Source organism: Seohaeicola sp. (genome assembly GCF_048006315.1).
Classification (GTDB): domain Bacteria; phylum Pseudomonadota; class Alphaproteobacteria; order Rhodobacterales; family Rhodobacteraceae; genus Seohaeicola.
The window spans coordinates 2,691,474-2,711,284 of sequence record NZ_CP180350.1; the positions used below are offsets into that span (position 1 = coordinate 2,691,474).

At 64.2% G+C, this 19,811-nt stretch carries 18 protein-coding genes; 9 read left to right on the forward strand and 9 right to left on the reverse strand.

Going from position 1 to position 19,811, the window contains the following annotated elements; genetic code table 11:
• Positions 1-25 precede the first annotated feature (25 nt).
• Positions 26-1,195, reverse strand: coding sequence for a succinyl-diaminopimelate desuccinylase (gene dapE / locus ACMUJL_RS13495; protein WP_375573507.1), 1,170 nt, complete (start codon positions 1,193-1,195; stop codon positions 26-28).
• 318 nt (positions 1,196-1,513) lie between these two features.
• Here dapE and ACMUJL_RS13500 point away from each other — a divergent pair, with 318 nt between their 5' ends.
• Together ACMUJL_RS13500 and ACMUJL_RS13505 are read left to right on the forward strand one after the other, a co-directional pair.
• Positions 1,514-3,112 (forward strand): Hint domain-containing protein, encoded by a 1,599-nt coding sequence (locus ACMUJL_RS13500; RefSeq protein ID WP_375573505.1) that lies wholly within the window; start codon positions 1,514-1,516, stop codon positions 3,110-3,112.
• A 1-nt stretch (position 3,113) separates the two neighbouring features.
• Positions 3,114-4,214 (forward strand): Hint domain-containing protein, encoded by a 1,101-nt coding sequence (locus ACMUJL_RS13505; protein ID WP_068291154.1) that lies wholly within the window; start codon positions 3,114-3,116, stop codon positions 4,212-4,214.
• 16 nt (positions 4,215-4,230) lie between these two features.
• On the opposite strand, the gene ACMUJL_RS13510 is transcribed toward ACMUJL_RS13505, so the two are convergent.
• Positions 4,231-4,575 carry a hypothetical protein gene (locus tag ACMUJL_RS13510; RefSeq protein ID WP_068291156.1) on the reverse strand — a complete coding sequence of 115 codons (345 nt, stop codon included), beginning with the start codon at positions 4,573-4,575 and terminating at the stop codon, positions 4,231-4,233.
• Complete coding sequence (gene dapD / locus ACMUJL_RS13515; protein WP_068291157.1) at positions 4,568-5,395, reverse strand: 2,3,4,5-tetrahydropyridine-2,6-dicarboxylate N-succinyltransferase; 828 nt, start codon at positions 5,393-5,395, stop codon at positions 4,568-4,570. Before dapD ends, ACMUJL_RS13510 begins: the two co-directional genes overlap by 8 nt.
• A 169-nt stretch (positions 5,396-5,564) precedes the next feature.
• On the opposite strand from dapD, the gene ACMUJL_RS13520 reads away from it, so the two are divergent.
• Positions 5,565-6,410: a TIGR00730 family Rossman fold protein gene (locus tag ACMUJL_RS13520; RefSeq protein ID WP_068291158.1), complete on the forward strand. Its 846-nt coding sequence runs from the start codon at positions 5,565-5,567 to the stop codon at positions 6,408-6,410.
• A gap of 98 nt (positions 6,411-6,508) precedes the next feature.
• Positions 6,509-7,738 carry an META domain-containing protein gene (locus tag ACMUJL_RS13525; RefSeq protein ID WP_375573499.1) on the forward strand — a complete coding sequence of 410 codons (1,230 nt, stop codon included), beginning with the start codon at positions 6,509-6,511 and terminating at the stop codon, positions 7,736-7,738.
• Between the two features lie 54 nt (positions 7,739-7,792).
• Here ACMUJL_RS13525 and ACMUJL_RS13530 read toward each other — a convergent pair whose 3' ends face one another.
• The 3 genes from ACMUJL_RS13530 to ACMUJL_RS13540 form a co-directional block, all read right to left on the reverse strand.
• A complete protein-coding gene (locus tag ACMUJL_RS13530; RefSeq protein WP_068291162.1) occupies positions 7,793-8,005 on the reverse strand; it encodes a hypothetical protein in 213 nt (70 codons plus the stop codon).
• A gap of 151 nt (positions 8,006-8,156) precedes the next feature.
• Complete coding sequence (gene rlmN, locus ACMUJL_RS13535; protein WP_375573497.1) at positions 8,157-9,338, reverse strand: 23S rRNA (adenine(2503)-C(2))-methyltransferase RlmN; 1,182 nt, start codon at positions 9,336-9,338, stop codon at positions 8,157-8,159.
• Between the two features lie 123 nt (positions 9,339-9,461).
• A complete protein-coding gene (locus tag ACMUJL_RS13540; protein ID WP_375573495.1) occupies positions 9,462-10,001 on the reverse strand; it encodes a hypothetical protein in 540 nt (179 codons plus the stop codon).
• Positions 10,002-10,195: 194 nt separating this feature from the next.
• Here ACMUJL_RS13540 and ACMUJL_RS13545 point away from each other — a divergent pair, with 194 nt between their 5' ends.
• Positions 10,196-11,191: an asparaginase gene (locus ACMUJL_RS13545; protein ID WP_375573493.1), complete on the forward strand. Its 996-nt coding sequence runs from the start codon at positions 10,196-10,198 to the stop codon at positions 11,189-11,191.
• Positions 11,192-11,208: 17 nt separating this feature from the next.
• Here the strand turns inward: ACMUJL_RS13545 and serB are convergent, their stop codons facing one another.
• Positions 11,209-12,087: a phosphoserine phosphatase SerB gene (gene serB, locus ACMUJL_RS13550; protein ID WP_375573491.1), complete on the reverse strand. Its 879-nt coding sequence runs from the start codon at positions 12,085-12,087 to the stop codon at positions 11,209-11,211.
• 157 nt (positions 12,088-12,244) lie between these two features.
• Between serB and ACMUJL_RS13555 the strand changes: the two genes are divergently transcribed.
• A complete protein-coding gene (locus ACMUJL_RS13555) occupies positions 12,245-13,399 on the forward strand; it encodes a phosphoserine transaminase (RefSeq protein WP_068291171.1) in 1,155 nt (384 codons plus the stop codon).
• A 79-nt stretch (positions 13,400-13,478) separates the two neighbouring features.
• Positions 13,479-15,074, forward strand: a complete 1,596-nt coding sequence (gene serA / locus ACMUJL_RS13560; protein ID WP_068291172.1) for a phosphoglycerate dehydrogenase — start codon at positions 13,479-13,481, stop codon at positions 15,072-15,074.
• 63 nt (positions 15,075-15,137) lie between these two features.
• On the opposite strand, the gene ACMUJL_RS13565 is transcribed toward serA, so the two are convergent.
• Positions 15,138-15,521 (reverse strand): hypothetical protein, encoded by a 384-nt coding sequence (locus ACMUJL_RS13565; RefSeq protein WP_068291174.1) that lies wholly within the window; start codon positions 15,519-15,521, stop codon positions 15,138-15,140.
• Positions 15,522-15,761: 240 nt separating this feature from the next.
• Between ACMUJL_RS13565 and ACMUJL_RS13570 the strand changes: the two genes are divergently transcribed.
• Positions 15,762-16,490 (forward strand): metallophosphoesterase, encoded by a 729-nt coding sequence (locus ACMUJL_RS13570; RefSeq protein WP_375573487.1) that lies wholly within the window; start codon positions 15,762-15,764, stop codon positions 16,488-16,490.
• An 89-nt stretch (positions 16,491-16,579) separates the two neighbouring features.
• Positions 16,580-17,755 carry an acetyl-CoA C-acyltransferase family protein gene (locus ACMUJL_RS13575; protein WP_068291177.1) on the forward strand — a complete coding sequence of 392 codons (1,176 nt, stop codon included), beginning with the start codon at positions 16,580-16,582 and terminating at the stop codon, positions 17,753-17,755.
• 24 nt (positions 17,756-17,779) lie between these two features.
• On the opposite strand, the gene pbpC is transcribed toward ACMUJL_RS13575, so the two are convergent.
• Positions 17,780-19,810 carry a penicillin-binding protein 1C gene (gene pbpC / locus ACMUJL_RS13580; RefSeq protein ID WP_375573485.1) on the reverse strand — a complete coding sequence of 677 codons (2,031 nt, stop codon included), beginning with the start codon at positions 19,808-19,810 and terminating at the stop codon, positions 17,780-17,782.
• Between the last annotated feature and the right edge of the window lies 1 nt (position 19,811).

Genomic DNA, 19,811 nt, shown 5'->3' on the forward strand with positions numbered 1-19,811 from the left:
TGCCCGGCGTCCTGAACCGCGCGGCCTAACCGAAATAGCTGCGCAGGATGCGGGTGTAGATCGACTTGAGCTGGTGGATATGGGCGATTTCGACCCGTTCATCGACCTGGTGCATCGTGCGGCCGACAAGGCCGAATTCGACCACCGGGCAGTGATCCTTGACGAATCTCGCGTCCGAGGTCCCGCCCGAGGTGGACAGGACCGGCACCACGTTGGTTTCCGCCTGTACCGCAGCGCCGACCATGTCCGATAGCGCGCCGGGCGGTGTCAGAAAGCTTTCGCCGGAAATCTTTATGGTCATGGCCACCTGCACGCCGAATTCATCGGCCACCTTGTCTGCCTCGGCGCGCAGCCAGTCGGTCAGACTGGCGCCCGAATGGATGTCATTGAAGCGGATGTTGACGCTGGCGCGGCACTGGGCGGGAATCACGTTGGTGGCAGGGTTGCCCGTATCGATGGTCACCACGGCCAAGGTCGACGGGTCGAAATGGTCGTTGCCCTGGTCCAGTTCGTGGCTGGACAGCCTGTCCATCAGCCGCGCCATCGCGGGCAGCGGGTTCCTTGCCCGGTGCGGATAGGCCGAATGGCCCTGCACGCCCGTCACCGTGAAAAACGCGGTCAGCGATCCGCGCCGCCCGATCTTGATCATCTCGCCCATGCGCTCGGGGCAGGTGGGCTCGCCAACCAGACAGACGCTCATCGCTTCGCCGTTGTCGCGCATCCAGTCCAGCAGCGCGGTGGTGCCGTCCACGGCATCGCCTTCCTCATCCCCGGTGATGGTCAGGACGACCGCGCCATCCGGCGGGGTCTGGCGCACGAAATCAATCGCGGCGGCAGCAAAGGCGGCCACGCCCGATTTCATGTCGGTGGCGCCGCGTCCCCAGATCTGGCCGTCCTTGATCACCCCGCCGAAGGGCGGCACGGTCCACGCGGCCTCATCGCCGACCGGCACCACATCGGTATGCCCGTTGAAGCCGAATGTATGGGGATGCCCCTTGGCACCCCAGCGGGCAAACAGGTTCGACACCGCGCCCCGATCAACCCTTGTGCAGGCAAAGCCCGCGCCTTCCAGCAGCGATTGCAACAGCACCAGCGCACCGCCTTCTTCGGGTGTGACCGAGGGGCAGCGGATCAGTTGCACGGCCAGATCGGCGGGATCGACCGGGGTGGGCGCATTGCTGTGTGTCTGGGCCATGGGCGGCGTCCTTTTCTGGGGCTATGCATCGATAGACTGCTTTTTCCGCGACGGCAAACAATCCGAGATTGTGCGAATGTGTCGAAAAAAGCGCAATTTCATGGCGATAGCCTCTGCTTTGCCGCAACAGTGTTAACACTACCGATACGAAAGTGTTAACTCCGCCTTAATGAATAAGACCCGAGGCAGGTCATAAGCAGCAGGATCCAACGTGGTCCAGATCAAGGAATGTGGAGGCTCCGGCCGGCATATGGTGCGCGACTGGTGTGTCGCCGATCTTGTGCTGTCCTGTCTCAGGCCAAATGGGGCAGGATTTAAATGGTTGCAGCATCCAGGTTGCCGGTGAACACGAACGCCTCTGCAGTGCAGATGGCCAACGAGATATTCGGCGATGGTGTCACCGTGGTCAGCGCAAGCTACACCGGCGACGCGCGGTCTTCGGGCATCTACAGCAACGGTGACAGTGTATCGCCTTTCGTGACCCCCAGCGATACGGGCGTGATCCTGTCAACCGGACGGGCGACGGATTTCACCAACACGGCCGGTGGCACCAATGCCAACCCGACACAGGCCAACCTGAGCGCGTCCAGAACAACCGACACATCGGGCGTGAACAACAACGCGCAGTTCAACGCGGCTGCCGGCACCAGCACCTTTGATGCGGCCTGGCTGGACGTGGATTTCATCCCCACCGGCAACGTGATGACGATGCAATTCGTCTTTTCGTCCGAGGAATACCCGGAATTCGCCAACGGCGCCTATCAGGATTTCTTCGGTGTCTGGGTCAACGGCCAGCAGGTGGATCTTGCGGTGGGTGACGGGGATGTCGATCCCAACAACCTGAATGCGGGCAGCAACCAGAACCTGTTCATCTCGAACGTGGGCAGCCCCTACAACACCGAGATGGACGGCTTCACCGTCACCATGACCCTGACGATGGTGGTCAACCCCGATCAGGTCAATTCGATCCGGATCGGCATCGCGGATGTGCTTGATTCCCAATACGACACCAATGTGCTGATCGCGGGCAATTCGGTTCAGACGGTTCTGGTCGCCCAGACCGACATGGCCGAGATCTATCCCAACGGCACCGCCGTGATCGACGTTCTCGGCAATGATGTGAACGCCACGGGCGGGGTGCTGACCATCACCCATATCAACGGCCAACCCGTCGTGGCCGGCACGGTCCTGACCCTTGGTACGGGGCAGCAGGTGACGGTGAATGCCGACGGTACGCTGACAGTCGTCGGCGATGGCAATGTCGAGGTGGCGAATTTCACCTATACGGTGGCCAGCAGCACCGGGCAGACCGATACCGGCTTCGTCATCGTCGATTCCGTTCCCTGTTTCGTGGCGGGCACGATGGTGCTGACCCCGCAAGGCGAGGTGCCTGTCGAAACCCTGACGCCGGGCGATCTGGTCCTGACCAAGGATGACGGCCCGCAACCGCTGCGCTGGATCGGCCAGCGTCGGGTCGAAGCGCGTGCGGACTTTGCCCCGATCTTCATCGCGGCCAATACCTTTGGCGAGCATCGCAGCCTGATGCTTTCGCCGCTGCACCGCGTTCTGATCCGTGACAGCCTGGCCGAGGTGCTGTTCGGCGAGCGCGAGGTTCTGGTCGCGGCGCGCGACCTGGTCAACGACCGCAGCGTGCGCCGGATCGAAGGCGGCATGGTCGACTATGTGCATATCCTGTTCGACCGGCACCAGGTGGTATTCTCGGAGGGGCTCGAGACCGAAAGCTTCCTGCCGGGCCCCCAGATCACGCGGTCTTTCGAGGCCGAAGTCATCGGCGAGATCACGGCGCTGTTCCCGGAACTTGATCCGGTGACGGGGCAAGGCTACAGCCCGGCTGCCCGCCGCATGTTGCGCTGCTACGAGGCGCGTTTGCTGCAGGCCGAAAGGCGGGTGGCCTGACATGGCGTGGATTGCGATAGCGGATCATGCCGATCCCCGGTTTTCCTGTTCCGGTCTTGGTTGTGACGCAGGCCGGTCCGATACCGCCCTGCAGCGCGACGATCCGATGGCGCTTCTGACGCGGGGGACGCTGCTGATGGAGGCGCGCCTTGCGCCCGACGGTCGGCCCCAGACACTTCTGGAATGGGATCAGGCCCATCCCTGGCGGCGTGGGCTGTCGCTGCGGGCCTTGCCCGGCGGCAGTATCGCCCTGGTCGTCTTTCAGGGCAACGATGCCTGTCACTGCGTCGTCACCCATGATGCCATCGGGGGGCATGAAACGCTGCGCATCAGCTACTCGTGGGATGCGCCTGCCCGCTGGGGGCGGCTTGTCGTGGAAAAGCCGAACGCGCCGGGGCAGTTCATGACGGAACTGCGTGATCCACCCCCCTTGTTGCTGAGCGATGTCCAGTCGGTCACGATGACACCCGCCATGCGCTGCATGGATCCCGATGTGACATTCTTCGCGGTCTCGACCCGGATCGAACCGGTCGGCCCCGTGCCGACGCTGGATGCGCGCGTGCCCCTGTGCACGCCGCATGGCTACAAGCCGCTGGGTCAGATCAAGCGTGGCGATGTCATGCGGCTGGCGGATGGGGATACACAGCCCGTGCTGCACGTGCTGCGCCGCACGGTGCCCGCACGCGGATTGTTCCGGCCTGTCCGCTTGCGCGCGCCCTATTTTGGCCTGCAGCAGGATATCGTCGTCGCCCCGGAACAGCGGTTGGTGATCGGTGGATCGGATGTCGAGTATCTTTTCGATCAGGAATTCGTGCTTGTGCCCGCACGGCATCTGGTCAACGGAACGGCCGCGCATTTCTGCGTGACCGGCCCGACCGCAACCTATGGGCAGGTCCTGTTGCCGGGGCACGAGGCGATCCTTGCCGCCGGCACGCCGGTGGAAAGCCTTTTCATCGGACGGATCAGGCGCAATCCCGCGCGTCTGGCGGCCAGCCTGCTGGCGGGGATCGAACGATCGCGGCTGCCGGATCATGCCGCCTCGGCCTATCCGGTTCTGCGCGCCTACGAGGCGATCACGCTGGCCGATCGACGGGCAGCCTAGGCATCGCCCGGACCTTTCAGTCGTCGAAAGGGGTCATCTGCGCGACGATGACGGCGTTTTCCTCGAGGGCGCGGGCCATCAGGGCGCGCTCGTCCTCGTCGATCTCCTGGCCGTCGGCAAGCCGTTCCTCAAGCGTGCCATAGCCGGTCACGTCAAGCGGGGCCATGTCGGCCTGCTTCAGGATCGCCACGGTCTCGCGCACGGCTTCGGCCTCATCCACGCCGGAGGCATAGATCATCAGCGCCGCGCCGGTGGACTTGGGCGGCAGCCCGTCGCCTTCCTTGCGGCCCACCTCGACCAGCAGGGTATAGACCTGCTGGCGCGAGGGTTTCTTCTTGGGCTTTTCGGGCTGATCAGTCACGCAACAGCTCGTTGATGGAGGTTTTCGAGCGGGTCTGCGCGTCCACCTTCTTGACGATCACGGCACAGTAGAGGTTGATCCCGTTCTTCGAGGGCATCGAACCTGCAACAACGACGGAACCGGCGGGAACTTCGCCATACATGACTTCGCCGGTCTCGCGGTCCACGATCTTGGTGGATTTGCCGATGAAGACGCCCATGCCCAGCACCGAACCTTCGCGCACGATGCAGCCTTCGACCACTTCCGAACGCGCGCCGATAAAGCAGTTGTCCTCGATGATCGTGGGGCCCGCCTGCATCGGTTCCAGCACGCCGCCGATGCCCACGCCACCCGACAGGTGCACGTTCTTGCCGATCTGTGCGCAGCTGCCCACCGTGGCCCATGTGTCGACCATGGTGCCGCTGTCGACATAGGCGCCCAGGTTGACGAAGGACGGCATCAGCACCACGCCCGGCGCGATATAGGCAGAGCGGCGCACGACGCAGTTCGGAACGGCGCGGAAGCCCGCGGATTTCCAGTCGGCAGGCTGCCAGCCCTTGAACTTGCTGTCGACCTTGTCCCACCAGCCGCCGGACTGCGGGCCGCCATCATGCACTTCCATGTCCTTGATGCGGAAACCCAGAAGCACGGCTTTCTTGGCCCACTGGTTCACATGCCACTGGCCATCCGCCTGGCGTTCGGCCACGCGCAGCTTGCCGCTGTCCAGCGCATCCAGCGTTGCTTCGATCGCATCACGCGCCTCGCCCTTGGTGGCGGGGGTGATGCCGTCGCGGGCGTCCCAGGCGGCTTCGATGGCTGTTTCCAGGGCGGCGTTCGACATGTCTGCGTCTCCGTGCTGTGAAAAGGGTTTCGGACGCCTATAAGGCCAAGCGCCCTTACGCGCAATCGCAACGGCGTGGCGGATGTCGGGGGGGCTCACTCCAACGTCACTGGTCTTGCGGCCTCGGCTTTGATACCCCGGCGACAGGCCCTTCAGGAAAGCGACCCCGATGAAAGAAGACCGCAGCAGCCCGTTTCGTGACGCGCATACGGATATCAAGACAGCCCATGGCGTGCCCGAGACCGAACAGACGCGTTCGCCGGCCTATCGGTTGGCTTTTGCGGATAATGAATTCCTGTGCCGGGACGAACTGCGCCCGGTCCGGCTGCAGCTTGAGCTACTGAAACCGCAGATGCTGCTGGATGAATACGGGGTCGAAAGCACCGTGGTCCTGTTCGGCGGTGCAAGGATCCCGGCCCCGGACAAGGCGGCGGCTGCGTCGAACAGGAACCTTGCGGACCTGTCCCGCTACTATGAAGAGGCGCGCCGTTTTTCCTATCTTGTGACACAGGCATCGCTGGAGTCCGGGGGGCACCGCAACATCATCACCACCGGGGGCGGACCCGGTGTGATGGAGGCGGGCAATCGCGGCGCACGCGAGGCGGGCGGCATTTCGATCGGCCTGAACATCGTCTTGCCGCATGAACAGGCGCCCAACGAATACGTCACACCCGACCTTTGCTTCAACTTCCACTATTTCGCGATCCGCAAGATGCATTTCCTGATGCGCGCCAACGCGGTCTGTGTCTTTCCGGGCGGTTTCGGCACGCTGGACGAGATGTTCGAAAGCCTTACGCTGATCCAGACCGGCCGCATGAAGCGCGTGCCATTCCTGCTGTTCGGCAAGGCATTCTGGCAACGCATCATCAACTGGGACGCCTTGGCAGAGGCCGGCACGATCTCGGCCGAGGACCTGTCCCTCTTTCAGTATGTCGAGACCGCCGACGAGGCCATTGCCGCCATGGCGAACTGGGAAGGTGCCGGTGAAAAGCGCGCGGCCATTCCGGGGCGCTGACCAGCAAGATCGGTGCTTCCGACGCGAGGGGATTGAGAGCGCAAGACGCTCATCTATACTGCCACCTGAATGACAGGTCTTCGAAAGGAGCCGGGGTGATGCGCGTTTTCAGTATCTCTGTTTTGGCGACCTGCTTGATGGTCGGCGCGGCCGAGGCCCGCAATCTTGACGGTGCCTTGACCTATCTTACCCGCGACGCATTGCCTGCCGGCGTCGATATCGTGATCGAAGCCAGGGGGTTGCAGAATACCCCGTTGGCCGAGACGCGGTTTCAGTCCGGTGGGCAGCAGGTCCCGATCCCGTTTTCCATGACCCTGCCAGACGGCGTCAGTGCGACGATTCGTGCGGCCGTGGTTCTGGATGGGCAACCCCTGTGGGTCAGCGATGCCATCGTGGTCGCCGCAGGGTCGGCCCCGGTCGCGCTGGGCGATGTGGTCATGAACCGGTATCAGCCGATGGGCTTTGCCAGCACCTTGCGCTGCGGTGACACGCGGCTGAAGGTCGGGTTCTTCGAGGATCGCGCCGTGCTGGAAACCGATACCGACCGGCTGGTCCTGTCACAGGTTATCGCCGCATCGGGGGCAAAGTTCGATGATCCGGCGGACCCGGACACCTATTACTGGTCGAAAGGTGATACCGCGCTTGTATCCCTGAAGGGCGAGGTTCTGCCGGAATGCGTGGCCGTTCCGCCGGAACCCGAACAGCCCTATCGCGCCCGCGGGACCGAGCCGTTCTGGTCGCTGACGATCGTGGGCGGCATGGTCGAGTTGATACCGAATATCGGGCAGACGCCCTTGCGCGCCAAGCTGCCGCGGGCGGCGCTGGCCGGGGCTGATTTCGTCTTTGACATGGCGGGGCAGGGCATGGTGGTGCGTCTGTCCGAAACGATCTGCCATGACCTGATGTCGGGGACACCCTTTCCCCAGACCGTGAGTGTGACCATGCAGGACCGAACCCTGGACGGCTGCGGCGGCGAATCCATGGATTTGCTGGCCGGTGTGGAATGGATCGTTCAGGAAATCGGCGGTGCCGGACTTGTGGAAAACGCCGAGGTCACGCTGGAATTCGATGCGGTGACGCGGCGTCTGGCCGGGCGAAGCGGGTGCAATCGCTACAATGCCGCATTCGAGCTGAGCGGCGAAGGCCTGAGCATCGGGCCTGCCGCATCCACGCGGATGGCTTGTGCCCCGGATCTGATGGCGCAGGAACAACAGTTTCTCGCCGACTTGCAGAGAATCAGCCGGTTCGACATTGACTCGTCCGGTGCGCTTTTGCTGTTCGCAAACGATCAGCAGGATCCGCTTGTCGTGGCGCGGATCAGCGAATAGTCGCGACGACGTGTCATTGCACGACAGGTCCCGCCGTGCGGGTGTGTGTTGCCGTCAGACCGACATTTCACCCGGAACGGCGCAGACCTGTGTGCCTGTGCGAATGCTGGTGACAACCACGCCTTCGTCAGATTGCATCAGGTTGTAGCCGTAACCGGCAAGACGGTGTTTCCATTCGCGCGGCGACAACGCCTTGCGGCGCTCGCTCAGCACAAGGTCAAGGACTTGCGCGGCCATGAAGGCGTCGCTGGCTTGGATGACGGACATTTTTGAACTCCTGTTAAAAAACCTTTACAGGAAACAGTCTGTTCAAAAACTTTGGCGCGAATTCTGCCGGATCAGGGCGATTGCGTGGCAGGGCGAAACAATTAAGGCAGCATTGGCGGATTGGCGCAGCAGCGTCCGCAATGCTTGTGCTTCAGCGCAACCCTGCCTCGGCTTCGATCTGGGCGCGTGTCTTTCGCGCGCGTTCCGTGGCCGATTTCAACTGTCCGCAGGCGGCCATGATGTCTTCGCCGCGGGGGGTGCGGATGGGGCTTGCGTACCCGGCCTTGTAGATGATGTCGGCAAAGGCATGGATGCGGTTGTTCGACGACCGCTTGTAAGGCGCGCCGGGCCATTCGTTGAAGGGGATCAGGTTGATCTTTGCGGGAATCCCCTCGATCAGCTTGACCAGTCGGCGGGCATCCTCGTCGGTGTCATTCACCCCGGCCAGCATCACGTATTCGAAGGTGATCCGCTCGGAGTTCGACACCTTGGGGTATTCGCGCAGTGCGTCCAGAAGCGCCGCGATGTTCCAGCGCTTGTTGATCGGCACCAGCTTGTCACGGGTCTCGTCCGTGGTGGCGTGAAAACTGACCGCCAGCAGACAACCGATTTCCTGCGCCGTGCGCGCGATTTCCGGCACCACGCCCGATGTGGACAGGGTGATGCGGCGACGGCTGAGGCTGATGCCCTCGGGATCCATCGCGATCTTCATCGCGTCGCGCACATTGTCGAAATTGTACAGCGGCTCGCCCATGCCCATCAGCACGATGTTGGACAACAGCCGTGTTTCGTCCTTGGGGTTGCGCCCCGGTGCGGGCCATTCGCCCAGATCGTCGCGCGCGACCATGACCTGGCCGATGATCTCGGCGGCGGTCAGGTTGCGCACCAGCTTCTGGGTGCCGGTGTGGCAGAAGGAACAGGTCAGCGTGCACCCTACCTGGGACGAGATGCACAGCGTGCCGCGCCCTTCCTCGGGGATGTAGACCACCTCGACCTCATGCCCACCGGCGATGCGGACCAGGTATTTCCGGGTGCCATCCTCGGACAGCTGGCGGGTCACGACCTCGGGCACCTCGATGCAAAAGTTCTCGGCCAGCTCCTGCCGGTAAGGTTTGGCCAGGTTGGTCATCTGGTCGAAATCCCGCACGCCCTTCTGGTAGATCCATTGCCAGATCTGGCCCACGCGCATCTTGGCCTGCTTTTCCGGTGTGCCATGGGCGATCAGCGCCGCGCGCATCGCGTCACGGGTCAGTCCGACAAGATTGACGGGACCCTTGGGCAGCTTGCGCGGGATGGTCATTACATCCTGGGTGATCGGGGCGGTGGCGGTCATCGGCTGTGCATCCTTGGAAACAGAGCGGGGTCATACAGGATTCGCGTGGCGAATCCAAAGCCAAGTTTCAAACGTGAAAAGGCAGCCCGCATGGGGCTGCCCTGGTCTGGTCAGGTGCGCCCGTTACTGGCAGCGGCGCGCGGCCTCTTCGGTGGCGGCCGTGTAGCCCAGCAGGGAAAACGTGTCCTTGGTCACCGTGCCGCGCGACGAGCGCGCGGTGAGAATGGCGGAAGAGCCCCCCTTCATCGCGGTGATGATCTTGGCATCATCCTCGGCCGAGGCGGGCCAGGCCCATTCCCCTTCGGTGAAAAGTTCGAACTGGGTGTCGTTGATGTTCAGGTTCACGGTCGAGCCCGAAGCGAACGGATAGCCGCCCGTGAAGGTCACCTGACCGCTGACACCGGCCGCGGGACGGTAGAAGGTCATCAGCAGGATTTCACCGCGCTGCACGGCCACGACACGCCCGTCGCGCGTGTTCACCGTTTCCTTGGGTGAAGATACCGCCCAGCATTCCTTGGGATCGGCGTCTTCGAAAACGCTCCAATCCGTCTTGGCTGCGACCTGGTTGGTGCTTGTTTGTTGCGCCCATGCTCCGGTCGCTGCGAGGGCCATCATTGCCCCGACACTTGCGCAGATCCAACCGCGCGCCAGTCTTGATGTCATCTGTCCAGCCTCCAAGCCGTACGTGCCTCAATTCCGCAATGAGTCAGACCCGCCGTTTTCGGCATTCGCGCTTGACCCATGTCCTTCTCGACCTTGCAACAATAGCCTGAAAGCTGCCACATGCGAAAGTGCTGTTGGCGGAAAATCGCACAGACATCCCCAAGGATCGCGCAGAGTTTACAAAGGAGCAATTGATGACACCCCCCGTTCCCATGGCCGAGATATGGCGCGGCCCCTTCCTGGAAAGCATCCACCACGGGCATGCCGTGATCTGCGATGCCTCGGGCGGGATCGTCGAGGCCTGGGGTGATCCGAAGGCGGTGGTCATGCCGCGCTCGTCCTCGAAAATGCTGCAGGCCCTGCCGCTGATCACCAGCGGTGCGGCTGATGCCGCGCGGTTGTGGCCCGAACACCTGGCCCTGGCCTGCGCCAGCCATCAGGGGGCGGCGATCCATACGGACCGGGTCCGTGGCTGGCTGGATCATATCGGCTGCAATGTCGATGATTTCCGCTGCGGACCGCAGGAACCCGCCGATCTGCCGGCGCGCGACGCGCTGATCCGCGCGGGTCAGAGGCCTTGCCAGATCCACAACAATTGTTCAGGCAAACATGCGGGCTTTCTGACCCTGAACCGCCATCTGGGCGGCGGGGCCGAGTATGTCGATCCCGATCACCTGGTGCAGCGCGCCTGCCTCGAGGCTTTCGAAGAGGTCACCGCAGAGGCAAGCCCCGGCTACGGCATCGACGGCTGTTCCGCCCCGAATTTCGCCACGTCCCTGCATGGCATGGCGCGGGCGATGGCGTTCTTTGCCGCCGCGCATGAAGGCGCGTCCACGCAGCAAGGGGCGGCGGCGCGCCTTGTGCAGGCCATGGTGACCTTTCCCGAACTGGTCGCCGGCGAAGGCCGCGCCTGCACCTTGCTGATGCGCGCGATGAACGGGCGCGTCGCGCTGAAGACCGGGGCCGAGGCGTTTTTCATCGCGATCATACCGGAACGCAAACTGGGCGTGGCGCTCAAGATCACGGATGGCACCACCCGCGGGGCGGAATGTGCGATCGCAGCGATCCTTGTGCGCCTTGGGGTGCTGGATGCCGGTCATCCTGCGACGCGCCAGTTTCTGAACGCGCCGATCCTGAACCGGCGGGGGATCGAGACAGGCACGATCCGGCCCGGTGCCGCCTTCGCCTGAGCAGGCTTGCGCGTCCCTCAGGCGGTGACGAAATCCGACCGTGCATAGCCCTGGATGAACAGCAGGGCTGTCAGGTCGCCGTGGTTGATCCGCACGTCGCACTGGGCGGCGACGCTGGGCTTGGCATGCAATGCGACGCCAGTGCCCGCGCGCCCAAGCATACCAAGGTCATTGGCGCCGTCGCCCACGGCGATCACGTCGGTTTCCGCGATGCCCAGCCGCGCGCTGATCTGTTCCAGCGCCTCGATCTTGGCTTGCCGCCCAAGGATCGGGCGGGCGACGTCGCCGACCAGCCTGCCATCCGCGACCAGCAGGGTATTGGCGCGATGTTCGTCAAAGCCCAGCACCTCGGCCACGCGCGCTGTAAAGGCGGTGAAGCCGCCCGATACAAGGGCCGCGTGACCGCCATTGGCCTTCATCGTCGCAAGCAGCGCGGCCCCACCCGGCATGAAGGTGATCCGTTCGGCCAGCACCTGCGCGATCACGCCCTCATCCAGGCCCCGCAGCAGCGCGACACGTTCCAGCAGCGCCGCTTCGAAATCCAGCTCGCCATTCATGGCGCGTGCGGTGATATCCGCCACATGCGCGCCGACACCCGCCATGTCGGCCAGTTCGTCGATGCATTCCTGCTGGATCATCGTGCTGTCCATGTCGGCCAGAAGCATCCGCTTGCGCCGCCCCGCGACGGCCTGCACCACAAGGTCCAGCCCCATGCCCTGCAGGTCCGTCCAGACCTGCCAACGGTTCTCGGGGATGGCGGGCAAGGCGAACTCTGCCGCCGCATCGGGATCAAGCCAGATCACGTCGCCGCCACCCCATGCATTGCGCAGACTGTCCAGAAAGGCCCCTTCCAGGTTGCGCGTGGCGGGATTGGCGAGAACCGTGGCAATGAACATGGGCGTGTTTCCGATCGTGGATGGTGATGTCGCAAATTGCGCGGGATGCGGCGCTATAGCGCCATTTTCCCAGTTGTGAAAGCGCCTGAACCCTTCTATTTCCGGCGGTGGGACACCCCTCCCCAACGGGGGGCGCTTATCTGGAAGGATAGCATCAATGACTACGACGAAACCGGCATCGCGGCCGGCCAATCCGCGGTTCTCCTCTGGCCCCTGTGCCAAGATCCCCACATTTTCCCTTGATCTGCTGTCGGATGCGCCCCTGGGCCGCAGCCACCGCGCGGGCGTCGGCAAGGCCAAGCTGAAAGCGGCCATCGAGGGCACGCGCGAGATCCTGGGCATTCCGGCCGACTATCGCATCGGGATCGTGCCCGCATCGGATACCGGTGCCTTCGAGATGGCGATGTGGACCATGCTGGGCGAACGCCCTGCCGAAATGGTGGCCTGGGAAAGCTTTGGTGCAGGCTGGGTCACCGACGCGGTCAAGCAGCTCAAGATCGACGCGCGTGTGCACGAGGCCGCATACGGCGAGATCGTGGACATGGCGTCGCTCGATTACGACCGCGACGTGTGCTTCACCTGGAACGGCACCACATCCGGTGTGCGCATGCCCAACGGCGATGCGATCCCGGCGGACCGCAAGGGCCTTACGATGTGTGATGCCACCTCGGCCGCTTTCGCGCAGGACCTGCCCTGGGACAAGCTGGATGTGACCACCTTCAGCTGGCAGAAGGTGCTGGGCGGCGAAGCCGCGCATGGCATGCTGGTCCTCAGCCCCCGCGCCGTCGCCCGTCTGGAAAGCTATACCCCCGCATGGCCCCTGCCCAAGATCTTCCGCCTGACCTCCAAGGGCAAGCTGAACGAAGGCATCTTTGTCGGCGAGACGATCAACACCCCCTCCATGCTGGCTGTCGAGGATTACCTTGTCGCACTTGACTGGGCGCGCTCGGTTGGCGGGTTCAAGGGGCTGATGGCGCGCGCTGATGCGAACGCCGGCGCAATCTGGGATTTCTGCGAAACCCGCCCCTGGATCGCGAACCTTGCGGTTGATCCCGCGACGCGGTCCAACACATCGGTCTGCCTCAAGTTCACCGATGACCGCATCAAGGATGGTGCCGCCTTTGCCAAGGCTGTCGCCAAGCGTCTGGAATCCGAAGGTGTCGCCCTGGATATCGGCGCCTATCGCGACGCGCCTGCCGGTCTGCGGATCTGGTGCGGCGGCACGGTGGAAACCGCCGATGTGCAGGCCGTGCTGCCCTGGCTGGAATGGGCCTTCGAGGCCGAGATCGCAGCCCAGGCCGAAGCCGCCTGATCCGCTGATCCCTGATCTTTCCGGGGTGCGCGCTGATGCGCGCCCCGCACCTTTCATTTCATATCAAAGGACCACTGACATGGCCCCCAAAGTTCTCATCTCCGACGAATTGTCCGATGCCGCCGTGCAGATCTTCCGCGACCGCGGGATCGACGTCGATTTCCAGCCCAAGCTTGGCAAGGACAAGGACAAGCTGCTGGAAATCATCGGCAATTACGATGGTCTGGCGATCCGTTCGGCCACCAAGGTGACCGAGAAGGTCCTTGAGGCCGCGACCAACCTCAAGGTCGTGGGTCGTGCCGGGATCGGTGTCGACAACGTCGACAAGGAAGCCGCCAGCAAGAAGGGCGTGATCGTCATGAACACGCCTTTCGGCAACATGATCACCACCGCCGAACATGCCATCGCGATGATGTTCGCCGTGGCGCGCCAGATCCCCGAGGCCTCTGCCTCGACCCATGCGGGCAAGTGGGAAAAGTCGAAATTCATGGGGGTCGAACTGACCGGCAAGACCCTTGGCGTGATCGGCGCGGGCAATATCGGCGGCATCGTCTGCGACCGTGCGCGCGGCCTGCAGATGAAGGTCATCGCCTATGATCCCTATCTCTCGGACGAGAAGGCATCGAAGATGCACGTGGAAAAGGTCGAGCTGGAAGAGCTGCTGCGCCGCGCCGACTTCATCACGCTGCATGTGCCGCTGACCGATGCGACCCGCAACATCCTGAGCCGCGAGAACCTGGAAAAGACCAAGCCCGGCGTGCGGATCATCAACTGCGCGCGCGGCGGTCTGGTCGACGAGGCGGCGCTGGCCGATCTGCTGAAATCAGGCCATGTGGCAGGTGCGGCCTTCGACGTTTTCGCAGAGGAACCCGCGACCGAGAACCCGCTGTTCGGTCTTCCCAACGTGGTCTGCACCCCGCATCTGGGCGCATCCACCACCGAGGCGCAGGAAAACGTGGCCCTTCAGGTGGCCGAACAGATGTCGGATTACCTGCTGACCGGTGCCGTGACCAACGCGCTCAACATGCCGTCCGTCACCGCCGAAGAGGCCAAGATCATGGGGCCCTGGGTCAAGTTGGCGGGCCATCTGGGCAGCTTCATTGGCCAGATGACGGACGAGCCGATCAAGGCGATCAACATCCTTTATGATGGTGTCGTGGCCGAGATGAACCTGGCCGCGCTGAATTCCGCGGTGGTGGCGGGTATCATGAAGCGGGCGAACCCCGACGTGAACATGGTCAGCGCGCCAGTGATCGCCAAGGAACGCGGCATCAAGATCTCGACCACCAACCAGGACAAGTCGGGCGCATTTGACGGATACGTCAAGGTGACCGTGGTGACCGAAAAGCGCGAACGTTCCATCGCGGGCACCGTCTTCAGCGATGGCAAGCCGCGCTTCATCCAGATCAAGGGCATCAACATCGACGCCGAGGTGGGGGCGCATATGCTCTACACCACGAACGAGGACGTTCCGGGCATCATCGGTACCCTTGGCATGACGATGGGCAAGGCTGGCGTGAACATCGCGAACTTCACCCTTGGCCGTGCGGCTGCGGGTGGCGAGGCGATTGCAATCCTCTATGTCGATGAAGCCGTGAACGAAGCCGTCTGCAAGACACTGCAGGACACCGGCCTTTTCCAGCAGGTCAAGCCGCTGGAATTCGACGTGAACTGATCACGCTTCCCCTTGAATGACACAGACGCCGCCCCCTTGGGGGCGGCGTTTTTCGTCAGGGCCTCATGCGGTCTGCGGCTTTTGCATGCCTTGCCTCAGGACCACCAGCAGGAACAGCGCCATCGAGGCAAGGGTCAGTACCGATCCCGCCTTGGCCAGCGTCATGTCCTGCCCCCTGATCGCCATGACGATGCCGGGCACCAGCAACACCAGCCCGCCGATGGCGCAGGCCAGATGCAGCTTCGGCAGCAACCCTGCCTGCGCGTCCGGCACCAGGTGATAGTAGAAGGCGAAGATCGACAGCGTCACCCAGCCTACAAGGTTCAGATGCGCATGCGCACCTGCCAGCTTGTGATCGCCTGCGGCCGACATCTGGATTCCCCAGCTCATGCCGATCAGAACCGCCAGAATGGCGGCACAGAGAAAGTAGAAAGCAATTCCCCTCATATCCTTGTCCTTTCCGTTATCCGTCGCAGCGGACGGGGATGCGGACTGTCCTGCATTCACGGAACAGGACGCAGGGCCGCATCCTTGGTGTTTCCAGGAACTGGTTACGGGTGCCCGTTTCTTGCGGCGGGTCACGGGGACATCATGCCCCAAACCCGGCATTCTGCAAAGCTGGGTGCCTTCCGGCCCCCTTCCATATCGGATAAGGCTATGCGCAGGACCCTGGGGAAAGGCGATGCGATGACCAGCCCGCTTTACGTGATCGGTGACATTCATGGCGAGATCGCGATGCTGGACACCGCGCTTGACCGCATCGCTGCGGATGGTGGCGCCGGGGCGCCGATGATCAGCCTTGGTGATCTGGTGGACCGTGGGCCGGGCAGCCGCGCCGTGATCGAGACGCTGATGCGGGGGCAGGCGGCGGGGCGTGACTGGACGGTGCTGAAAGGCAATCATGACCGCATGTTCCAGCGCTATCTGGAAGACGGGCGCGTGCATGATGCGCGGGTCGTGTCGGGCGTGGATTGGCTGAACCCACGCCTTGGCGGGGACAAGACGCTCATCTCCTATGGGGTGGATGCTGACACCGGCCGCTCGGCCTCCTTGGTTCTGGAAGAGGCCCGCGCCGCCGTGCCTGCCGCACATCTGGCCTTCTTGCAGGGCATGCCCCTTTTCCACCAGGCGCAGGGGATGCTTTTCGTGCACGCGGGCATCCTGCCCGGCGTTCCGCTGGCCGATCAGGCCGAGGATGACCTGCTCTGGATACGTGCCCCCTTTCTTGAGCATACGGGCGCACATCCCTGGCTGGTCGTGCATGGTCACACCGCGCTGGAGGCACCCGCCCATTGCGGCAATCGCATCAATCTGGACAGCGGCGCAGGCTATGGCAGGCCGCTGACCGTGGCGGTGTTCGAGGGCGGGCATGTCTGGACGTTGGAGGATGATGGCCGCAGGCCTCTTGTTCCGTGACGGAACGTTCCGGGGGTGGTGCTGCTTGACTTTGGGGGCAGGGGCGGACACCAAACGGGTGACCAATTCCATTGCAGGGGGGACTTCTCATGACTGATATCGTCATTCTCGACGGTGCACGCACCGCCATCGGCACATTCGGCGGCGCGCTTGCCGCCATACCGCCCACAGAACTGGGTGCCATCGTCGCGCGCGAGGCGCTGGCCCGGTCCGGCGTGGAGGGCGCGCAGATCGGCCATGTGGTCTTTGGCAACGTGATCAACACCGAACCCAAGGACATGTACCTGTCCCGCGTCGCCGCCATGAAGGCAGGCATTCCCGACACAGTGCCCGCGATGAACGTGAACCGCCTGTGTGGGTCGGGCGCGCAGGCTGTCGTCTCGGTGATCCAGTCGCTGATGCTGGGGGATGCGCAATTCGGTCTGGCAGGCGGCGCCGAAAGCATGAGCCGCGCGCCCTATATCGTGCCGGATCAGCGTTGGGGCGCCAAGATGGGCGACATCCGCACGCTGGACATGCTGCTGGGCACGCTGAACTGTCCCTTCGGGTCGGGCCACATGGGCGTCACGGCGGAAAACGTGGCTGGCGAGCATGGCATCACCCGCGCCGATCAGGACGCTTTCGCCATGGACAGCCAGGTCCGCGCGGCGCGTGCAATCGCCGAAGGCCGCTTCAAGGATCAGATCGTGCCGGTCGAAGTGATGATCAAGCGCCAGGCCGTCGCCTTCGATACGGATGAGCACCCCAAGGCCACCAGCCTCGAGGCGCTGGCCGGGTTGAAGCCCGTGTTCAAGAAGGACGGATCAGTCACCGCGGGCAATGCTTCGGGCATCAACGACGGTGCGGCGGCCATGGTGCTGGCGCGCGCCGAGGCGGCGGAAAAAGCGGGCCTCAAACCCCGTGCCCGCGTGCTGGGTTACGCCCATGCCGGTGTCCGCCCCGAGGTGATGGGGATCGGCCCGGTCCCTGCGGTCGAGGCGCTTTTGGCCCGCACCGGCCTGAAGGCCGGGGATTTCGACGTGGTCGAAAGCAACGAGGCCTTTGCCGCGCAGGCCGTCGCGGTGAACCGTGGTCTGGGGCTGGACCCCGCGATCGTGAACCCCAATGGCGGGGCTATCGCGCTGGGCCATCCCGTGGGGGCCACGGGCGCGATTCTTGTCATCAAGGCGCTGGCCGAGCTGGAGCGCATCGGCGGGAAACGCGCGCTGATCACCATGTGCATCGGTGGCGGTCAGGGCATCGCTCTGGCGGTTGAACGTATCTGAGGTCGATGGCGTAACCCGCAAGGGTTACTCCAGCACCACATGAACCCGGTCGGCGCGGCCTGCCGCGTCGATCACGGACAGGGTCACATGACCTTTGCCCAACCCGTCCAGCGCCGCCTCGCGGCGATGGGTGCCCACGATCACGGGGGCGCCATCCGCCAGCCATGTGAAGGGCGGGACCCCATCGCGCAATTTCACCGTCAGCGCCTGGCCCGCCAGCGGCAGGTGCGCGCCGTCGGGCGGAAAGGCAAGCCTTGGGGCATCCACAGGTGCCGCGCCGCGCGCGCCGAAGCGCTGCAAGGGCAATGGCAGGCTGGCGTTCGGCAGGATCAGGGTTTCGGGGGGTGGTGGCGGCAGGGCAACCGCCTGCGGCTTGATCCGCTGGAAGGCCTGGAACAGCACAGGTGCGGCCAGATCGCCGCCAAAGGCCCCGGGCACCGGCGTGCCATCGGGCCGTCCGATCCAGACACCCACCACATGCGCGCCGTCAAAGCCCACCGCCCAGGCGTCGCGATGGCCATAGGACGTGCCGGTCTTGTAGGCCAGCCGCATCCCCGCCGCACCGGGGGGCGGTGGCATTCCCGCCATCACATGCGCCACTTGCCACGCGGCCGATTGGCTGACGATCCGTTGCCTGTCCTGCAAGGCATCGCCTTGTCGCCAGCGCAGGGGCCGGGCCTGCCCGTCACGGGCAAGCCCCGCGTAAAGCTGCACCAGCCCCTCAAGGGTGACGCCAACGCCGCCAAGGGCCACGGCAAGACCGGGCTGCCCACCGGGCAAGGCGGTCTTGACCCCGGCGCGGGTCAGGGCGGCCATCAGGTTGGCAGGTCCCAGCGCTTCGGTCAGGTGTACGACGGGGACATTCAGAGACAGGCGCAGGGCCTCGGCAACCCGGACCTCGCCGCGAAAGAGCCCGTCAAAATTCTGCGGGGCATAGCTGCCAAAGGCGACAGGTCGGTCGTCGATCACGGTGTCGGGATGGGCCAATCCCCTGTCGAAGGCCAGCGCATAGACCAATGGCTTCAACGTGGAACCGGGTGACCTGAGCGCGGTTGTCATGTCGACAAAGCCTTGCCGCGCGTCTTCCACCAGCCCCGCTGATCCGACCGAGGCAAGGACCGCGCCGGTTTCATGATCGGCGACAAGGATCGCGATGGACAACCGCTCGCCCAATCCGCGCAGGGCATCGGCCGCCAGATCCTCAAGCTTGCGTTGCAGCGCTGCATCGAGGGTCAGATCGTGGCGCAGGGCTGTCGGTTCCTGCGCTTTTGCGCGGTCCGTCAGATGCGGGGCCAGAGCGGGAAAGGCGATGCGCCGCAGTGGCACCGGTTCGCTTGTCGCGGCCTGCGCCGCCTCGGCGGTGATCGTCCCCTGCCGGGCCAGTCGCGCCAGCACACGGTCGCGGGCAGCGCGCGCGGTCTCTGGCGCGCGGTCCGGGCGGCGCGCGGCAGGCGATTGCGGCAAGGCCACCAGCAACGCGGCCTGTGCCGCTGTCAGGCGCGCGGGTTCCTTGCCGAACCAGGCCAGGCTGGCGGCACGCAGCCCTTCGATATTGCCGCCATAGGGGGCAAGCGTCAGGTACAGCCCGAGGATCTGATCCTTGGTCAGGCGTCGCTCCAGCGCAAGCGCGACCCGCATCTGGCGCAGCTTGCCCGGCCATGCCCCCGTGCCCGTCTCTTCCAGCAGCCGTGCGACCTGCATGGTCAGGGTGGACCCGCCCGACACGATCCGCCCATGACGGATGGCCTGTCCCGTCGCCCGCACCAAGGCCAGCGGGTCCACGCCAGCATGGCTGCGGAACCGCTTGTCCTCATAGGCCAGCAGCATCTCGACAAATTGGGGATCAACCAAGGCCGGCTCTGCCGCCAGACGCCAGCGCCCATCCGCTACCGTATAAACCCGCAGCAAGGCGCCATTCCTGTCGCGCAATTCGACCGAGGTTTCAGGCAGGGTCGTGGGCAGGACCGTCGCATCGATCCAGGCATCCGCACCGTCGCGCAGCGCCGCTGCCATCAGCAGCAGCGCCACAAGGGCAAAGGGCCAGATCCGCGTCATG